The sequence below is a fragment of the Thiosulfatihalobacter marinus genome (assembly GCF_016019955.1).
Classification (GTDB): Bacteria; Pseudomonadota; Alphaproteobacteria; order Rhodobacterales; family Rhodobacteraceae; genus Shimia; species Shimia marinus_A.
Genome location: NZ_JAECRZ010000003.1, coordinates 311,635 through 328,623 on the forward strand (window position 1 = coordinate 311,635; position 16,989 = coordinate 328,623).

The following is a 16,989-nucleotide window of genomic DNA, read 5'->3' on the forward strand; positions in this document are numbered from 1 at the left end:
TCAGCTATCGGCCGCCCCGGTATCGGCACGTTCCAGCGGGAACCACACGACAAAGCGCGTTCCCTCCCCCGGTATGCTGTCGGCGGTGATTGTCCCGGAATACAGCTCTACCAGCTTGCGGGTGATCGACAGGCCCAGACCGGTGCCTTCGCCCTGTTTGGTGGTGTAGAATGGATCGAAAATGCGCTCCAGCACCTTGGGCGGCATACCGGTGCCGGTATCCTGAACACAGATGGCCACCCCGGTTGCGCCGTCTTCCGCCGCCGTGCGCACCGACAGCGTGAGCGCGCCGCCGTCGGGCATGGCGTGAATTGCGTTGACGATCAGGTTGATCAGCACCTGTTGCAGTTCGGTGCGGTTTATGGCGATGGCGGCGTCACAGTTCAGATCCAGCGCCAGATCGATCTCGGCCTTGTTCAGAAGGTGCTGCACAAGCGGGATCGTATCGGCCAGCACCTCGGACGGGCGGTGATGCTCCATGCTGTCGGCATATTCGTCGGGGCGGGTGAATTGCAGCAGCTTGTTGACGATCAGGAACACCGTGTGCACCTGTTCATCGATCAGGCGCAGTTCGGTGCGGACCGCTTCGGCCTTGTCGCCCAGTTCGGCGCGGATCACATCAAGATTGCCCTGGATCACCTGAATCGGGTTGTTGACCTCATGCGCGATACCGGCGGCAATCTCGCCCACGGCGGCAAGTTTTTCAGAGACCACCAGTTGTTTGGTCGTCGCCTCCAGCCGCTGGTTGGCCTCCTTCAAGTCACGGGTGCGTTCGGCGACGCGGCGGTTCAGCTCGCGGTCGCGCTCCTGAATCTGGTCCAGCAACTCGTCCATCTGCGCCGCCACGCGGCCAATCTCGTCTCCCGCATTGTGCACCCCGGTGCGCGCGCCCAGATCGCCGCCTTCGACCCGGACAATGGTGCCCAGCATCCGTTCAAGCGGGTGGAATATCTGGCGCGCCCAGCGCAGAAAGATCGGCACCGAGATCGCCACGATCACGGCAAAGGCAATCGCGAATGTCAGGATCGTCGAGAACTTGGCATCGCGAAACGGCTGATCGAGAAAGCCGACATACAGCATCCCCACCCGGTTGCCGAAACTGTCCACGATCGGTTCATAGGCCGAAATGTACCAGTCGTTGACCACGAAGGCCCGGTCCAGCCAGACCTCGCCCCGCTCCAGCACCGTGTCGCGCACCACCGCCGACACCCGCGTGCCCAGGGCGCGTTCGTCGCGAAACAGGCGCACATTGGTGGACACGCGCACGTCTTCAAGGAACAGGGTCGCGGTGCCCTGGCTGCCCTCTGTCAGGCTGGCCGTGGGATAAACAAGATCGTTGATCGTGTCGATGAATTCCAGGTTGCGGTTAAGCAGCAGACCGCCCACCAGAACGCCGCCCGCCTGCACGGGCGTGGCGGTGTGCACGACCATGCCGCTGGTTTCCTCGGTGCGGTCGGTGGGGACGGCGGCCTCTGTCGGGACAAGGCGGATGCGGGCCCGGTTGGCCAGATCTTCGGAAATGGCCATCAGATCGTCACGCGCGAAAATGTCGATCTGCGCGCCTCCCTGCCCGGCCAGCGCATCGCGCACCACCGGCCACTTGACGATATCGCCCAGGCCCGCCATGCGAGGAGAGGACAGAACCCGGCCATCGGGTGCCATGTAGTTCAGGAAATCCAGCCCCAGAGCGGCGCGCCGTGCATCAAGCATATCAAGGATCTCGATGGGCGCACCGGTTTCCGTTCGCGCCACGAACTCGGCCGAATTGGCCACCGCGCGCACCTGAAGCTCGCTGTTCTCCAGGATCCGCGACAGGTATTGGTGGGCAATGGTCAACTCGCCATTGACCTTGGCGATCAGCAGGTTGTCAAAGCGCGACGACCAGTTGACCGCCGTGACCATGAAGAACAGCGGCATCACCACCAGCGTGGGCAGCAGCGCGATGGACAACAGCCGGATGCGCACGGAATTGGTGCGCCTTGTGCGGGTCACGGTCCGGTCAGACATTCCACATGGCGCATTTGCGATCAATCGTCTTGCGCGACACGCCCAGCCGCCGCGCGGCCTCGGCGCGGTTGCCTTCGCAGGCATCCAGAACGGTAAGGATATGGCGGCGCTCGATCGCGGCCAGGCTGTCGGCGGCCTCGATTTCCTCGCCCGAATTGGACGACGTGAATTCAGCGGGCCATTCCCCCACGATCAGCGAGCGTTCGATCAGGTTGCGCAGTTCGCGCACATTGCCGGGCCAGTCATAGCGCGACATGTTCAGCAACACACCTTCGGTCAGCGTCAGCGGCGGCACCCCCAGCGAGCGCGAAATCTGCTGGATGAACATCAGCGCCAGTTCCCGGATATCGCCCGCGCGGTCGCGCAGCACCGGCATCGCGATATTGAGCACGTTGATGCGGTGATACAGGTCTTCGCGAAAGCGGCCATTGGCCACCGCCTCTTGCAGGTTGCCGTTGGTGGCAAAGATGAAGCGCAGGTCCAGCGGCACCTCGCGGGCCGATCCCACCGGGCGGACACGGTGGTTTTCGATAACCCGCAAAAGCGCGGCCTGCACCGGGGGCGGAAGCTCGATGATTTCATCCATGTAAAGCGTGCCGCCATTGGCATTCATGAACACCCCGTCCTGACGCAGGGTGCGCCCGGCAGGATCCTGCCGGATCTGGCCAAACAGCTCATGTTCGACGCGCTCCACCGAAATCGTGGCGCAGTTGATCGGCACGAACGGCTTTTCCGCGCGGTCCGACATGATATGCAGCGCGCGTGCGGCGACCTCCTTGCCGGTGCCGGTATCGCCGGTCAGCAGGATCGGCGTGGGCAGCGGCGCGGCGCGTTCCAGCGTGGCGCGGATGTTCTCGATCACCGCCGACTGGCCCAGAAGCCGCGCGCGCACCTGGGTATTGCCCGAGGCCAGTTCATATTTCAGAAGATAGTTCTCGCGGCGCAGATTCACCTTGTCGACACAGCGTGCCACGGCATTCAGGATCTGGTTTGACCGGAACGGTTTCAGCACGAAATCCACGGCCCCGGCGCGCATGGCCTCGATCGCGGTGTCCATATCGGCAAAGGCGGTGATCAGGATCGTATCGGCGAAAAAGCCCAGCCTGCGCTGTTCGGTCAGCCATTCAAGCCCGGTGGTGCCGGGCATGACATTGTCCAGGATGACGATATCGAAATGGTTGGCATCCAGCAGGCGGGAGGCGATTTCGGTATTGGCGGCCTGTTCGATCCGGCCCACGAGCGGTTGCAGGATCTTGACGATGAAATTGCGGATGCCGGGTTCGTCGTCCACCACCAGCACCGATGCCGTTTTCAGGCCGATACCGAATTCCGACTGCCCCTTGGGCGAGGGCGCGAATTTGCGCTGGGCCTGCTGCATTCGGATCAGTCCAGCCGTACCGAAGCACCGGTTGTGGCATCGGCGGTGGAAAAGCCGACCGCGTTGAGGCCGTAATAGGCGCCAACCGCGACTACGACGATGGCGACGCAGGACAGGAGAAAGGCTTTCATTGTAGGTTTTCCTTGGTTTCGCTGAAGTGACTCAGATATTCGATCAGATCGGCGCGGTCCCCGGGGCGCGTGATGCGCTGCACCGGCATCTTGGTCCCGCGAATATACACGTCCGGCCCCTGATCAAAAAGGGCATCGATGGTCGCGGCGCTCCAGATGATCCTGGATTGTTGCAGGGTCTGGGAATAGCTGTAATCCGGGACACTGCCCGCCCTGCGGCCAAACAGGTTCGCAAGCGATGGCCCGGCGCGGCGCGCGCTGTCGCCGGTGAGCGTGTGGCAGATCGCGCATCTTCGGTGGAACAGGTCTTCGCCATTGGCGGCGCTATGGGTGCCCGACGCCGGACTGCGGTCCTGAAGTTCCATTTTCGGCGCGTCGCGCGGATCGGCCAGAGGCCAGGAATAGAGGGTATCGTCCAGCCCGCCTGCGTGGATGTTTTCGCCATCCGCGGAAAAGGCCAGCGCCCAGATCGGGCCGCGCAGGGTGGCGCGGAAATCGGCGTGAACGGACCAGTCGGCGCTGTCCAGCAGCATGATGTAGCCTTCGCCATCACCAATGGCGAGGTAGCGGCCGTCGCCGCTGGAAGCCAGGGCCAGGATCGGGCGGCGGCCCAGCGTGACATCCCTGATCAGTTCGCCAGTCACCAGATCGACGATCTGCGCGCCCCCGTCCACCGCCCCGAAGACCAGCGTGCCGCGCGCCTCGTCCACCAGCAGCCGGTTCACACCGAACCCGTTGGACAGGACCAGACGAAGCGGCGCGCCGGTGATGGTATCCCAGCTGCGAATGCGCCCATCCGCCGACGCCGACAGAATCGACCTGCCGCCGTCCAGAAAGGCCACATCGTTTACATTGGCGCCAGTATCGATAAAGCGCGGTGCAGAGCCGTCCAACGGCCAGAGGCCGATGCGCCCGTCCCAGCTGGCACTGGCCACGGTACGGCCATCCGGCGAAACCCGCAGCGACAGAATCTTTCCCTTGTGGCGGCCCAGCCTTTCGCCCTGCCCCGTGGCCAGATCCCAGAGGATCACGGCAAAATCATCACCGGCGGACACGGCGCGCAGATTGTCCACGAACCGCACCGTGGTGACGGCGGCCTCATGGCCTTCGAACCAACGCGGCGCGCCGCCGGCCCACAGGCCCAGCGACGTGTCAAAGCTGGCCGTCAGGATGCGCTGGCCATCAGGTGATACAGCAATATCCCGGATCGGGCCGCCGTGACCCTTGAGGGTAAAGAACTCTCCCGCCAGCGCCAGGGCGGGCACCAGCCAGAAGCCAAGGATCAAGCCGCCCAGCCACATCTATTCAGCGGGCGCCGCCCGTTCCGGCGGGGCCGTCTTGCGGGCCATTTCCTCTTCGTACCAGATCGAATGGTGCTCTTTGGCCCATTGCTCCTCGACTTCCCCCGAGCCCATGGCATCAAAGGCGCCCTCCATACCGACGCTCCCAAGATAGATATGGGCGATCACAATGGCGATAAAGACAAAAGCCACGATTGCGTGCCAGGCCTGGGCAAGCTGCATCTCCTGGTACGGGGTCAACATCTCGGGCAGCGGCGCACCCAGGATCAGATTGGGCAGGCCGGTGGCGTTAAGCGCGATAAACGTCTTGGCAAAGACCGGCAATTCAAAAGGAAACAGCAGCGACAGCCCGGACAGCGAGATTGAAAATCCAAGCAGCACAACGGACCAGAACACCACCTTTTGACCGGCGTTGAATTTTTTCGCGGGCGGGTGGACACCTTTGGAAAACAATCCGCCCGCCTTGGCCATCCAGCGCAGATCGGTCATGTTGGGAATGTTGTGGGCGACCCACAGGACGAACACCAGGACCAGCGCCAGCATGAAAGCCCAGGACACGTTGTTGTGCACCCATTTTCCAGCCAGCGCCACGACGGAAAAGGCCTCTTTGCCCATCCATGGAATGATGAAGGCGCGCCCGGCGATCAGCACCAGACCGGTTGTCCCCAGAAGGATAAAGGATACACCCAGCGTCCAGTGCGCAAACCGTTCAATGCCGATAAAGCGCGTGATCTTGTGCCCGGATTTCTCGCCGTCGATACGGATCTTGCCGCGCAGCAGCCAGAACAGCGCAATGACGACGATCATGGCGCCCAGCACATAAAAGCCATAGCGGGTCAGAGGGCCTTCGCGAAAGGCCATCCAGGTCATGCCGCTGTCCTGGATCAGCATCCCCACAGCGGGGCCGTTGGCATTTGTGGTCGTGGCCGCCGATCCGTAGCGCAGTGCCCGGTATATTTCGGAATCCGACGCCACGCCGCGCGTGCCAAGCTCGCCGATCAGGGCCTCGACATTGCCCTGCCCGGTTGCGTTCCGGCGGAAATTGTCATCGATCTTTTCGCCCCGCTGACGGGCCATGATATCTTCGAGTGTTTGCGCCCCGCCAGTGGCGGAACGGTCTGGGGTTTGCTGTGCCGTGGCGGGCAACGCCAGGGCAAGGCACATGACGAGCCAGAGAAGAGCGCGCATCGGGTCCTCGATCTGTCTTAAGGTTCAAAGGGCCGTTTCCCGACGGGAATACGGACCGGGGAGTCAAATTCAATTCCAAAGGGGTGCATCGGCGGCCACAAACCGGGCCGCCGAAACACCAGGCAGCGTCAGCCGCCCTTTTGCTCATAGGCCGTGCCCCAGCCCCAGGCGCCCGAGCCGAAGCCGCGGGCGACAATGCGTTCGCGGTAGATGGCAGACACCACGTCGCCATCCCCCGCCAGCAGGGCCTTGGTGGAACACATCTCGGCACAGATCGGCAGTTTGCCCTCTGCAATCCGGTTGCGGCCGTATTTCGAGAACTCCGCCGCCGAATTGTTTTCCTCGGGGCCGCCGGCGCAGAAGGTACATTTGTCCATCTTGCCGCGCGATCCGAAATTGCCTGCCTGCGGATATTGCGGCGCGCCGAAGGGGCACGCAAAGAAACAATAGCCGCAGCCGATGCAAAGATCCTTGGAGTGCAGCACGATGCCCTCCTCGGTCTGGTAGAACACGTCCACCGGACAGACCGCCATACAAGGCGCATCCGAACAATGCATACAGGCCACCGAAATCGAGCGTTCACCCGGCTTGCCGTCCTGGATCGTCACCACCCTGCGGCGGTTGATGCCCCAGGGCACTTCGTTCTCGTTTTTACAGGCCGTCACACAAGCGTTGCATTCGATGCAGCGCTCGGCGTCGACGAGAAACTTCGCTCTTCCCATGGTTTGTTCTCCTTACGCTGGCATGATCTTGCAGAGAGTCACTTTGGTCTCCTGCATTTGCGTGACGCTGTCATAGCCGTAGGTCTGGGCGGTGTTGGAAGATTCACCCAGCACATAGGGATCCGCGCCCTCGGGATATTTCGACCGAAGATCCTCTCCCTGGAAGTGGCCCCCGAAATGGAACGGCATGAAGGCAACACCTTCGCCGACCCGTTCCGTGACCATCGCCATGACCTTGACCTTGCCGCCCTCGGGGCCTTCGACCCAGACCTGAGATCCATCGCGCACCCCGATATTGTTGGCGTCACGCGGGTGGATTTCAACGAACATGTCCTGCTGAAGCTCGGCCAACCAACGGTTGGACCGGGATTCTTCGCCGCCGCCCTCGTATTCAACAAGGCGCCCCGAAGTCAGGATCATAGGATAGTCCTTGCTGAAATCCTGTTTCTGGATCGAGGCGTACATCGTCGGAAGACGATAGAACTTGCGGTCCTCGTAGGTCGGGTAGTCGGCCACCAGATCGCGCCGCGGCGTATAGAGCGGCTCGCGGTGCAGCGGGATCGGGTCCGGGAATGTCCACACGACGGCACGGGCCTTGGCATTGCCGAAGGGCGCGCATTCATGCTTGATCGCAACCCGCTGGATACCGCCTGAAAGGTCGGTTTTCCAGTTGGTCTTGGGACCGGCCACCGCATCGATCGCGGCGCGTTCGTCGTCGGTCAGGTCCTTGTCCCACCCAAGGTCCATCAGCATCTGCATGGTGAATTCCGGGTAGCCGTCCTGGATTTCGGAACCGACCGAATAGACACCTTCGGCCAGAAGGTTGTCGCCATCCCGCTCGACGCCGAAACGCGCACGGAAGGTCAACCCGCCCTCGCTGACACGTTTGGACATGTCATAAAGGTTGGGCGTACCCGGATGGCCCATTTCTGCCGTGCCCCAGCATGGCCATGGCAGGCCGTAATATTCGCCGTCCACCGGCCCGCCAACGGCGCGCAGCGTGGTGCGGTCGAACGTATGCTGGTTGGCCATGTGGGCCTTGATCCGCTCGGGTGACTGGCCGGTATAGCCGATCGTCCACAAGCCCTTGTTGAATTCGCGGGTAATGCTTTCAACATTGGGGGTGTTTTCGTCTTCCATTTCGATATTGCGGAAGAGGCGATCAGCCCAGCCGAACTTGTTCGCGAACAGGCCCATGATTTCATGGTCAGTCTTGCACTCGAACAGAGGTTCTACAACACGGTCACGCCACTGGAACGACCGGTTGGATGCCGTGACAGAGCCGCGGGTTTCGTACTGGGTCGCGGCCGGTAGCAGATAAACGCCATCGGTCCGGTCGTGCAGTACGGCGGAAACGGTGGGATACGGGTCAACCACGACCAGCATGTCCAGCATCTCCATCGCCTTCTTCATCTCGACCCCACGGGTCTGCGAGTTCGGCGCGTGCCCCCAGAGAACCATGGCCCGGACGTTATTGGGCTGGTCCATGTTCTCCTTGTCTTCAAGGACACCGTCAATCCAGCGCGATACCGGGATGCCGGTAAGATTCTGGAGGGGCTTTTCCTTGCCATCGGCGCCGGTGATGCTGTCGAACTGGCCGGCAAGCCATTCGGGATCTTCCTCCCATACGCGCGCCCAATGTGCCCAGGCGCCCTTGGACAGACCATAATAGCCAGGCAGCGTGTGCGACAGAACACCAAGGTCGGTCGCGCCCTGCACGTTGTCATGGCCGCGGAAGATGTTGGTGCCGCCGCCAGTCGTACCCATGTTGCCCAGCGCCAGCTGGAGGATACAATACGCACGCGTATTGTTGTTGCCGTTGGTGTGCTGCGTACCACCCATGCACCAGATTACGGTGCCGGGGCGGTTGTTCACCAAGGTCCGGGCCACGCGGCGCAGCTGGGTGCCGGGTGTGCCGGTAACGCGCTCGACCTCTTCCGGGGTCCACTTGGCCACTTCGGTGCGGATCTGATCCATGCCCCACACCCGGGTGCGGATGAATTCCTTGTCTTCCCACCCGTTCTCAAAGATGTGCCACAGGATACCCCAGATCAGCGCGACATCCGTACCCGGACGGAAACGCACATATTCGTCGGCATGGGCTGCGGTGCGTGTGAAACGCGGGTCACACACGATCAGCGGCGCGTTGTTCTGTTCCTTCGCACGCAGAACATGCAGCAACGAAACGGGGTGCGCCTCGGCGGGGTTGCCTCCGATAATAAAGATCGCGCGGCTGTTGTGGATGTCGTTGTAGCTGTTGGTCATGGCGCCGTAGCCCCATGTATTGGCAACACCCGCAACGGTGGTCGAGTGACAGATCCGGGCCTGGTGATCCACGTTGTTCGTGCCCCAATAGGCGGCGAACTTGCGGAACAGATAGGCCTGTTCGTTGGAATGCTTGGCCGAGCCGAGCCAGTAGACGCTGTCAGGTCCGCTTTCTTCGCGGATTTTCATCATGCCGTCGCCGATCTCGTTGATCGCCTGTTCCCAGCTGATGCGCTTCCACTCGCCGCCCTCTTTCTTCATCGGGTATTTCAGACGGCGCTCGCCATGGGCATGTTCACGAACCGATGCCCCCTTGGCGCAATGGGCGCCCAGATTGAACGGGCTGTCCCAGCCGGGCTCTTGCCCGATCCAGACGCCGTTGCGCACCTCGGCCACGACGGTACAGCCGACCGAGCAATGCGTACAAATGGATTTCACGGTGTCCACGGCCGTGTTCGCGGCGTCCTGCGCCTGGGCCTGTGTTACCGTGCCGCCGGTCACACCGATCGCGGCCAATCCGCCAATGGCGAGGCCCGATCCGCGCAGGAACGTACGGCGATCGACAGCTGTCTCGGCTGCCGCAGACAGGATACTTGTCCGCTGGGGGCGTCGCGCAACCCCGTTGGTCTTTTTCCTAAGCATGTTTCCCTCCCTTGCTCCCCGTTCCGGGGTGGCTGGGTTAGATTTCGAAGACCCGACCGGTGGGCGTCACGCAACCGGTGGTCGGGGGCGGGGGTGTCAGTGTCCGTTTCCGGGCGTCGGTCCCGTGATGCCACGAGACCCGAACCGCGTTCAGAAGCGGGCGCTGTCGTAGTAGGCGCGGGTATGCGCGGTGTCCTGCATCTTGTCGCTGGACAGATCGACGGGCTGTGCCTCGGCGCTTTCAGGTGCCATCACGGCCACGGCCGCGGCGGCAGGCGCTGCGGTGGTGGCGATTTTCAGAAAATCACGCCGCGATGTGCCCTTGTCTTCGGTTGGTTTGCCCATGGCTTCCTCCTTGGTTCTGGCCGGTCCGGGGCCCGGCGATTTCTTGAACGCGCTTAGTCCGCCCCCATGCGGAACGCCTGAGTCTCGATCTCCAGAAACGCCTTGCCGACAGTGCCGACCGGCGCATAGAACACCGAAGATTTCGCGCCTTCGAGATCCGAGAAGAAATGCTCGGCCCAGGGTGCGATATGTTTGAAGAAAAAGTCCTTTTGCCGTTGCAACGGCACCGGCGCGCCGAAACGGCCCCGGATCATGCCCGCCATCATTTCCAGAAGCGAGGCGATGTTGTCCTCGGGTTCGTAGACATTGGGCGCGCGGGTGATGCGCAGCGCCGCCATGTCGCCGCGCAGCGTGGCCAGCGGCTTTTCGTTCAGGAACCCGGTCAGATAATAGCTGGCATAGGGCATCAGCTCGCCACGGGCGAGACCGATGAACAGGGCATTGAACTCGCGTTCAGCCCCGATTTCATTGGTCACTTTCGCCACCCGCGCCAGCGTGGCGATGGCCTTGCCCAGATCGCTGTCATCCCCCGTCAGCCCGGCGGCCTGACTTAGCAATGCCTTGGCGGGCGGCCCCGCGAGAAGGGCCGAAAGAAAATCGTATAGATCGGCGCGCAGCGCGTCTTCTTCGGCGATCAGGGTTTCGGGTGCAGCGTCGGTCATCCCGCCTCCGTCATGGTTGGGGTCGCGCCGGGCTTGCCGGCAAAATCAAAACGCAGCCTGCGGCGGCGTGGTTGCGCGGGCGTATCATCTTTGGTCGGGGGGGCAACGGGGGCCCGGGAAGCGGTGGCAGGGGCGATATGTTCCAACGGCATGTCGGGGGCGTCAGCTTCGGATCCACCTTCGGACGACGCGGCGGTTTCAACCTCTGGCTGGTCCGGATTCTGGCCCTCGTCGTGATCCCGGTCCTGATCGGTATCCTCATGCGTGAGATGCTTCAGCATCCCCTTGCCGACCTGATAGGCGGTCTGCATTCCCTCAACGACCATGGCCTTGTCGGTGAAGTCCTCGCCGTAATCGACCAGCTCGTCGACATTGGCCAGGATCGGGTTGCTCAGCCACAGCTTGCGCAAGGCCCGGCGACGAATGCGTTCGGGCACGGCCTTGGCCAGAAAGGCGGAAAAATCGTCACCCTGTTCCAGAGTGTCCGGGTCCGGCAGGTTCAGTTCCTCCAGGATCTCGGCCTCGGTCCGGTCCTCCAGCGACGCCTGTTCGGCGACGGCTTCGGCCTGCGCAACGGCACGGCTCTCGGCCTCGGCCTCGGCGGCAACGGCGGCCTTGCGGCGCGCCCAGAAATCAGACCGCGCGCTCAATTTGCCCTCCGTACGCGCGGGGCGCGATACACATCTGTCAGCTGGGAAATCCGCGGATCGCCGCGCCCGTCCTCGACAAGGTCGACTCGCTTCTTGTCGCGGCGGCGTTTGACGAACACTTCGTCTTGGTGATGCTCCTGTGCAAAATCGCGGATCAGGGCCACCAGACCTTCGGGCATGGGAACAAGTTCGACGAACTCCTCGCCGCTGTCGGCATAATCCTGGTATTCGTAGGGCGAGGCCGTGGCCAGCACCACCTCGAAAGGGTGGTCATCGTTGCGGTCGGTTGTTTCACGCATTACCACGCCGATCGAGGGCACGCGCGCCGCCAGGCCGGTCAGGTACGCTTCGGTATCGGTATGCCAGAGTTCAAGCGACACGGTGGCGGCATGGAATTCGATCACGTCGCCCTCTTGCCGGAGCACCTGCCAATCCGCCTGTGCCGCACCGGGCAGAACACCCACGGCTTTCCACGCCCACCGCGCCCACCGACTGGTCGATGGGGTACGGCGGATCACGATGCCCAAAGGCAGGGATACCGGCGCGTGCCGCATGTTTGCGTATGTCCTCCCGTTTCCGCGACCTGGCACAAGTCAATGCCGGTTCGCGGTTATGTCCTGATGATCGACCCACCAGCCCGAATTGCCAAAGGTTTTTGCAACCATGTCGCATTGGGATGCGCAAATTGGACATTTTGGACCGGTTGACCGGCTGACGCGGGGTCAAACGGACAGATTGTCCACAAACCACAATTCCCAAGCGATTCTCTTGGTTTCCCCTGTGGTCGATTCGCCGAATCACGCTAAGCCGCAGGGGTTTACGCGGCTGGGAAATTCTGCATTGCTGAGCGGTGCGGGACAGATGACACGCCGCGAGGCATTTGGGGGGAAACATGTCCAAGTCATTGATATTGTGCAGCTGTTCAGGCAGTTTGCCAGTGGATCACGACGCATTGTCCACGGTTGCGGGCCTCACCTGTTCCAAGCTGCACAGCGGGTTGTGCACGCACCAGGCAGAGCAAGCCGCCACAGCGATCCGCCAGGGTGACGCGGTGATCGCCTGCCAGCAGGAGCGCGATTTCTTTTCCGAACTGGCGGCCGATCTGGACGCGCCAGAGCCGCAGTTTGTCGATTTGCGTGACCGGGCGGGATGGTCGGATGAGGGCACCATGGCGGGGCCGAAGATGGCTGCGCTGGTGTCCGATTCGCTGCTTATTACCCCGGCCACAAAGTCATTCGACATTACATCCGATGGCCGGTGCCTTGTTCTTGGCCCCCCGGATGTGGCCCTGGACGCGGCCCGGCGGCTTTCGGACCACCTGAGCGTGACCGTGTTGCTGGAGCCCGGCAGCGAGCCGCCGATGGAGCGGGGATTTGACACGATTGCCGGACAGCTCGGAACAGCAGCAGGGGCCCTGGGCAACTTCACGTTGCGCATCGACGCCTTGCAGCAGGTGGATCCTGCGGGGCGCGGGGCGCTGGCATTCGGCCCCCCGCGTGACGGCGGCCAGACGATCTGTGACATCATCCTGGATCTGCGCCGCGACGCGCCGCTGTTTCCGGCGCCCGAAAAGCGCGAAGGCTATCTGAGGGCCGATCCGAACCGCCCCGATGCCGTAAGCGACGCGATCACGACCGCGTCGCATCTGATCGGGACATTCGAAAAGCCTCTGTACCTGAATCTGAACCCGGCCATATGCGCCCATTCGCGGGCAAGACAGACCGGGTGCAGCAAATGCCTGGATGTCTGTCCGACATCCGCAATCCGCCCCGACGGCGATCACGTGGACATTGACCCGTCGATCTGCGCCGGGTGCGGCAGCTGCGCCGCGCTGTGCCCTTCGGGGGCAATCACCTATGACGATCCACCGGCAGACTTTCTGTTCCAGCGTATTGCGGGCATGGCCGGGGCCTATCGCGCGGCGGGCGGCAGCGCCCCGCGCCTGTTGGTACATGACCACAGCTTTGGCGCCGAGATGATCGCGCTGGCGGCCCGGTTCGAACGCGGCCTGCCCGCCGACGTGATCCCGATCGGTCTGGAACGGGTGTCCGGCTTTGGCCATGCCGAGTTCCTGGCCGCGCTGGGCTGTGGTTTCGTGGGTGTTGATGTGCTGGTGTCGCCAACGACCGAGCGCACGGCGCTGGACAGCGAACTGGCGCTGGCCCGGGCCTTGTGCGGCGCGCCGGATCACCTGCGGCTGATCGAACCACAAGAGCCCGCCCAGCTTTGCGATCTGTTGTACGGCGGCGCGACCGGGCCGGAAGTGGCCGCCCCGATCCTGCCCCTGGGCACGCGTCGGCAAGTGACGCGGCTGGCGGTCAAGGCGCTGCAACCGGATCTGGACGCGCCCATCGCGCTGCCGGACGCGGCGCCCTATGGCGCCGTGCTGGTGGATACCGATGCCTGTACCCTGTGCCTCTCTTGTGTGTCGCTGTGCCCGGCGGGCGCGCTGGGCGACAACCCGGACCTGCCGCAGCTGCGGTTCCAAGAAGATGCCTGTTTGCAATGCGGACTGTGCACCCGGATCTGCCCGGAGAACGCGATCACGCTGACACCCCGGTTCGATACCTCCGATGCGGCGTTCGAACAGCGCGTGGTGCATGAGGAAGAGCCGTTCGACTGTGTGGAATGCGGCAAGCCTTTCGGCGTGCGGTCAACCATCGAAAGGATCGAGGAAAAGCTGGCCGGCAAGCACGCGATGTTCGCCACTTCGCAAGCCGCGCGCATGATCCGCATGTGTGACGATTGCCGTGTCAGGGCGCAGTTCCACCAGAAAGACAATCCGTTTACAGTGGGCGAGCGCCCCCGCGTCCGCACGACAGACGATTATCTGTCAAAGCGGCGCGATCACTGATGCTTGATCGGCGCCCCAAGATCGGCCGGCGCGATTTCAGCCGCGAAGGCCACGATGTCGTCCAGATCATCCAGGGTCAGGGTGATGGGATGAATGGGCGGTGGCCGGGACTGATCAAAGGGCAGCGACACATCGGGGATCACGGTAAAGGCCGGATGCGGGTTGCGCACATAGAAGGTTTCGAACCGTTCCTGCCAGTCGCCCAGCGCGCGCAGCACGGCAAAGGACGGGGTAGACCCGATGCCGGCCATGCGGTTGATCTCGCCGATGACATGACAGCGCCCGCAGGCGCGCAGCGAAGCGGCCTGCCCGCGCAGGGCGTTGCCGGACAGTGCCACGGGGGCCGCCACCACCTCTGTCACGTCAGGTTCGCGATACAGCGGTTGTCCGTCAGGCTGAAAGCCAAGCACGGTGCGCAGGCCGATCTCCGAGCGCAGCCAGTCGGAGAATTTCGCCACATGCGGATTATCGCCCAGGGCGGTGATGCCAAAGGTTTGCGCGCCTTGCGCAAAGACCGGCACCGCCCCGCCCACGGCCAGTTCGGCATCGGCGTCGGCTCCCGGCGCGACCGGCGTGACACGAACCCCGTGTTTCAGCATGAAACGCGGCAGGATATGTTGCAGAAAGCCGTTTTCCTGCATCTCGACAGGGGCGGCCAGCGTGATGCCCTTGCCTTGGGCGCGGGTTTCCGCGACGCTCAGGACAAACCCGGCAAGGGCGACCAACAGGACCGCCAACAGGCGGTCGGGAAGGGCTTGAATCGACATCCCCAAAGACTAGGCGCGGGCTTTGCGCGGCGTCAATGGGCAGATTTCCGGCTTTGAAAACAACAGGTTTTGCAAGAGGATGACACGATGAGTGACGATTTCAACATGACGATGCGCAAGTTCCTGAAACAGGTGGGCGTGACATCTCAGCAAGCCATCGAGGATGCGATGCGCGCCGCCGGGACCGAGGCGACAGACGGGCGGACTTTCGATGCAAGGGTGGTTCTGACCATCGACGGGCTGGACATCGAACATGTCGTGACCGGCAAGATCGCGGGGCGCGGCTGAATGACGACACGCGAGCAGGTTCTTGAAGTTCTGAAAACGCTGACAGACCCGGCCTCGGGGGCCGATCTGGTGGCCAGCGGCATGGTGCGGGCGCTGAACGTGGACGGGGGCGAGGTGCGGTTCGTGATGGAGATCGATCCGGCCCACGCAGCGGCGCTGCAACCGGTCAAGGCCGAGGCCGAGACGCGGCTGGGCGCTTTGGAGGGCGTGGACAAGGTGTCGGTGGTGATGACCGCCCACGCCGCGCCCAAGGCGCCGCCCGATCTGAAACCGTCGCGCCCGGCCCAGCCGCAGGGACCGCAGAAGATCCCCGGCATCGACCGGATCGTCGCGGTGGCGTCGGGCAAGGGCGGGGTGGGAAAATCCACGCTGGCCGCCAACCTGGCCGCCGCGCTGGCCGCCGAGGGGCGACGCGTTGGCCTGCTGGATGCGGATGTCTACGGACCGTCGCAACCACGTATGCTGGGGGTCAGCGGACGCCCGTCCAGCCCGGACGGGAAAACCATACTTCCGATGCGGAATCATGGGGTTACGATGATGTCCATCGGCCTGATGACGCGCGAGGAAGAGGCCGTTGTGTGGCGCGGACCGATGCTTATGGGGGCCTTGCAGCAGATGCTGAACCAGGTGCAGTGGGGGGCGCTGGACGTGCTGATCGTCGACCTGCCGCCGGGCACCGGCGACGTGCAGATGACCCTGGCACAGAAGGCCGAGCTGAGCGGGGCCATCGTGGTGTCGACCCCGCAGGACATTGCGCTGCTGGATGCACGCAAGGGGATCGACATGTTCGCGAAACTGGGCACGCCGATCATCGGCATGGTCGAGAACATGAGCACGCATGTCTGTTCCAATTGCGGGCATGAAGAGCACCTGTTCGGCCATGGTGGCGTGGCCGCTGAGGCCCGTAAACTCGGGGTGCCGCTGCTGGCGGAGATTCCGCTGTCGATGAACATCCGTGTGGCCGCCGATGGGGGGGCGCCCATCGTGGTCTCCGACCCGGAATCAGCGCAGGCCAGGGCGTTTCGCGATCTGGCCAGAACGCTGGTGGCGCAGGGGGCGGCATGACCGAAGCACCGCAGTTTCCGCCTCTTTTTCAAGGACTTGCGCTGGATGGCGGGGCCGATCCCTTTGCCAAGGCACAGGTGCAGGCGGTGATGGGATGCGACGCCGGGCTGGTGGTGTACAACCTGGCCGCCGACCAGATGCGCGCCGCGATCGTGTTCGCGCCCGAGGTGCCCTTGCGCGCGGCGATGCCGGTGCTTGTAGCCTGTGGAATAGGTTTCCAGAACGCGCTGGGGGCGCTGGCGCCGCCGGAAGTGGCGGTGCATCTGGACTGGACCGGCGGCATCCGCGTGAACGGGGCGGGATGCGGGCGGCTGCGGGTGGCGGCATCAGGGGACGATCCGGATGCGGTGCCTGACTGGATCGTGGTGGGGCTGGAACTGCCGTTGATCCCGTTTGACCCGGAGGCGCCGGGGGCATTGCCGGACCAGACCTGTCTTTACGAAGAAGGCTGTGTGGAGGTGGCGCCGGAGGATTTGCTGGAGGCCTGGGTGCGCCATACGCTGATCTGGATCAACCGGCTGATGGACGAGGGTACGAAGCCGCTGAATGACGGCTGGCGCGGGCTGGCCAGGGGGCTGGGCGAAGAGATCGCATGGACCATCCAAGGCCTTGAGGAAAAAGGGATTTTCATGGGTACTGACGAGCATTTCGGGGCGTTGCTGCGAACCGGAGAGGATACCCGGCTGGTGCCGCTCACAACGCTGTTGGACAAAGGGGAATGACC

16 protein-coding genes are annotated in these 16,989 nt (G+C 63.3%); 4 read left to right on the plus strand and 12 right to left on the minus strand.

Going from position 1 to position 16,989, the window contains the following annotated elements; genetic code table 11:
• From I3253_RS06795 to I3253_RS06840, 11 genes are all read right to left on the minus strand, one after another.
• Positions 1-2,007 (minus strand): sensor histidine kinase, encoded by a 2,007-nt coding sequence (locus I3253_RS06795; protein WP_197916883.1) that lies wholly within the window; start codon positions 2,005-2,007, stop codon positions 1-3.
• Entirely contained in the window at positions 2,000-3,385 is a 1,386-nt protein-coding gene (locus I3253_RS06800) for a sigma-54-dependent transcriptional regulator (protein WP_197916884.1), read from the minus strand. Before I3253_RS06800 ends, I3253_RS06795 begins: the two co-directional genes overlap by 8 nt.
• 5 nt (positions 3,386-3,390) lie before the next feature.
• The gene (locus tag I3253_RS20585; protein WP_269648228.1) at positions 3,391-3,516 is read right to left on the minus strand and encodes a hypothetical protein; all 126 of its coding nucleotides are present in this window, start codon (positions 3,514-3,516) and stop codon (positions 3,391-3,393) included.
• Positions 3,513-4,817 (minus strand): c-type cytochrome, encoded by a 1,305-nt coding sequence (locus tag I3253_RS06805; protein WP_197916885.1) that lies wholly within the window; start codon positions 4,815-4,817, stop codon positions 3,513-3,515. Before I3253_RS06805 ends, I3253_RS20585 begins: the two co-directional genes overlap by 4 nt.
• Complete coding sequence (locus tag I3253_RS06810; protein ID WP_197916886.1) at positions 4,818-6,005, minus strand: formate dehydrogenase subunit gamma; 1,188 nt, start codon at positions 6,003-6,005, stop codon at positions 4,818-4,820.
• Between the two features lie 128 nt (positions 6,006-6,133).
• On the minus strand, positions 6,134-6,727 hold the full coding sequence (gene fdh3B / locus I3253_RS06815) for a formate dehydrogenase FDH3 subunit beta (RefSeq protein WP_197916887.1): 594 nt from the start codon (positions 6,725-6,727) through the stop codon (positions 6,134-6,136).
• A 12-nt stretch (positions 6,728-6,739) separates the two neighbouring features.
• A complete protein-coding gene (locus I3253_RS06820) occupies positions 6,740-9,634 on the minus strand; it encodes a formate dehydrogenase subunit alpha (RefSeq protein ID WP_197916888.1) in 2,895 nt (964 codons plus the stop codon).
• Between the two features lie 150 nt (positions 9,635-9,784).
• Positions 9,785-9,979, minus strand: coding sequence for a ubiquinol-cytochrome c reductase iron-sulfur subunit N-terminal domain-containing protein (locus I3253_RS06825; protein ID WP_197916889.1), 195 nt, complete (start codon positions 9,977-9,979; stop codon positions 9,785-9,787).
• A gap of 53 nt (positions 9,980-10,032) precedes the next feature.
• A complete protein-coding gene (locus I3253_RS06830) occupies positions 10,033-10,641 on the minus strand; it encodes a TorD/DmsD family molecular chaperone (protein ID WP_197916890.1) in 609 nt (202 codons plus the stop codon).
• Positions 10,638-11,291: a DUF3306 domain-containing protein gene (locus tag I3253_RS06835; protein WP_197916891.1), complete on the minus strand. Its 654-nt coding sequence runs from the start codon at positions 11,289-11,291 to the stop codon at positions 10,638-10,640. Before I3253_RS06835 ends, I3253_RS06830 begins: the two co-directional genes overlap by 4 nt.
• Positions 11,288-11,845, minus strand: a complete 558-nt coding sequence (locus I3253_RS06840) for a DUF3305 domain-containing protein (RefSeq protein ID WP_197916892.1) — start codon at positions 11,843-11,845, stop codon at positions 11,288-11,290. Before I3253_RS06840 ends, I3253_RS06835 begins: the two co-directional genes overlap by 4 nt.
• 338 nt (positions 11,846-12,183) lie before the next feature.
• Here I3253_RS06840 and I3253_RS06845 point away from each other — a divergent pair, with 338 nt between their 5' ends.
• Positions 12,184-14,145, plus strand: coding sequence for a 4Fe-4S binding protein (locus tag I3253_RS06845; protein WP_197916893.1), 1,962 nt, complete (start codon positions 12,184-12,186; stop codon positions 14,143-14,145).
• Here the strand turns inward: I3253_RS06845 and I3253_RS06850 are convergent.
• Positions 14,139-14,912 carry a hypothetical protein gene (locus I3253_RS06850; protein WP_197916894.1) on the minus strand — a complete coding sequence of 258 codons (774 nt, stop codon included), beginning with the start codon at positions 14,910-14,912 and terminating at the stop codon, positions 14,139-14,141. The two genes, I3253_RS06845 and I3253_RS06850, sit on opposite strands and share 7 nt — an antisense overlap.
• Before the next feature lie 87 nt (positions 14,913-14,999).
• Here I3253_RS06850 and I3253_RS06855 point away from each other — a divergent pair, with 87 nt between their 5' ends.
• From I3253_RS06855 to I3253_RS06865, 3 genes are read left to right on the plus strand one after another with little or no spacing between them, the layout of a single operon-like run.
• Complete coding sequence (locus I3253_RS06855; RefSeq protein WP_197916895.1) at positions 15,000-15,200, plus strand: DUF6494 family protein; 201 nt, start codon at positions 15,000-15,002, stop codon at positions 15,198-15,200.
• Positions 15,201-16,265, plus strand: a complete 1,065-nt coding sequence (locus tag I3253_RS06860) for an Mrp/NBP35 family ATP-binding protein (RefSeq protein WP_197916896.1) — start codon at positions 15,201-15,203, stop codon at positions 16,263-16,265.
• The gene (locus I3253_RS06865; RefSeq protein ID WP_197916897.1) at positions 16,262-16,987 is read left to right on the plus strand and encodes a biotin/lipoate--protein ligase family protein; all 726 of its coding nucleotides are present in this window, start codon (positions 16,262-16,264) and stop codon (positions 16,985-16,987) included. Before I3253_RS06860 ends, I3253_RS06865 begins: the two co-directional genes overlap by 4 nt.
• Positions 16,988-16,989: the final 2 nt, after the last annotated feature.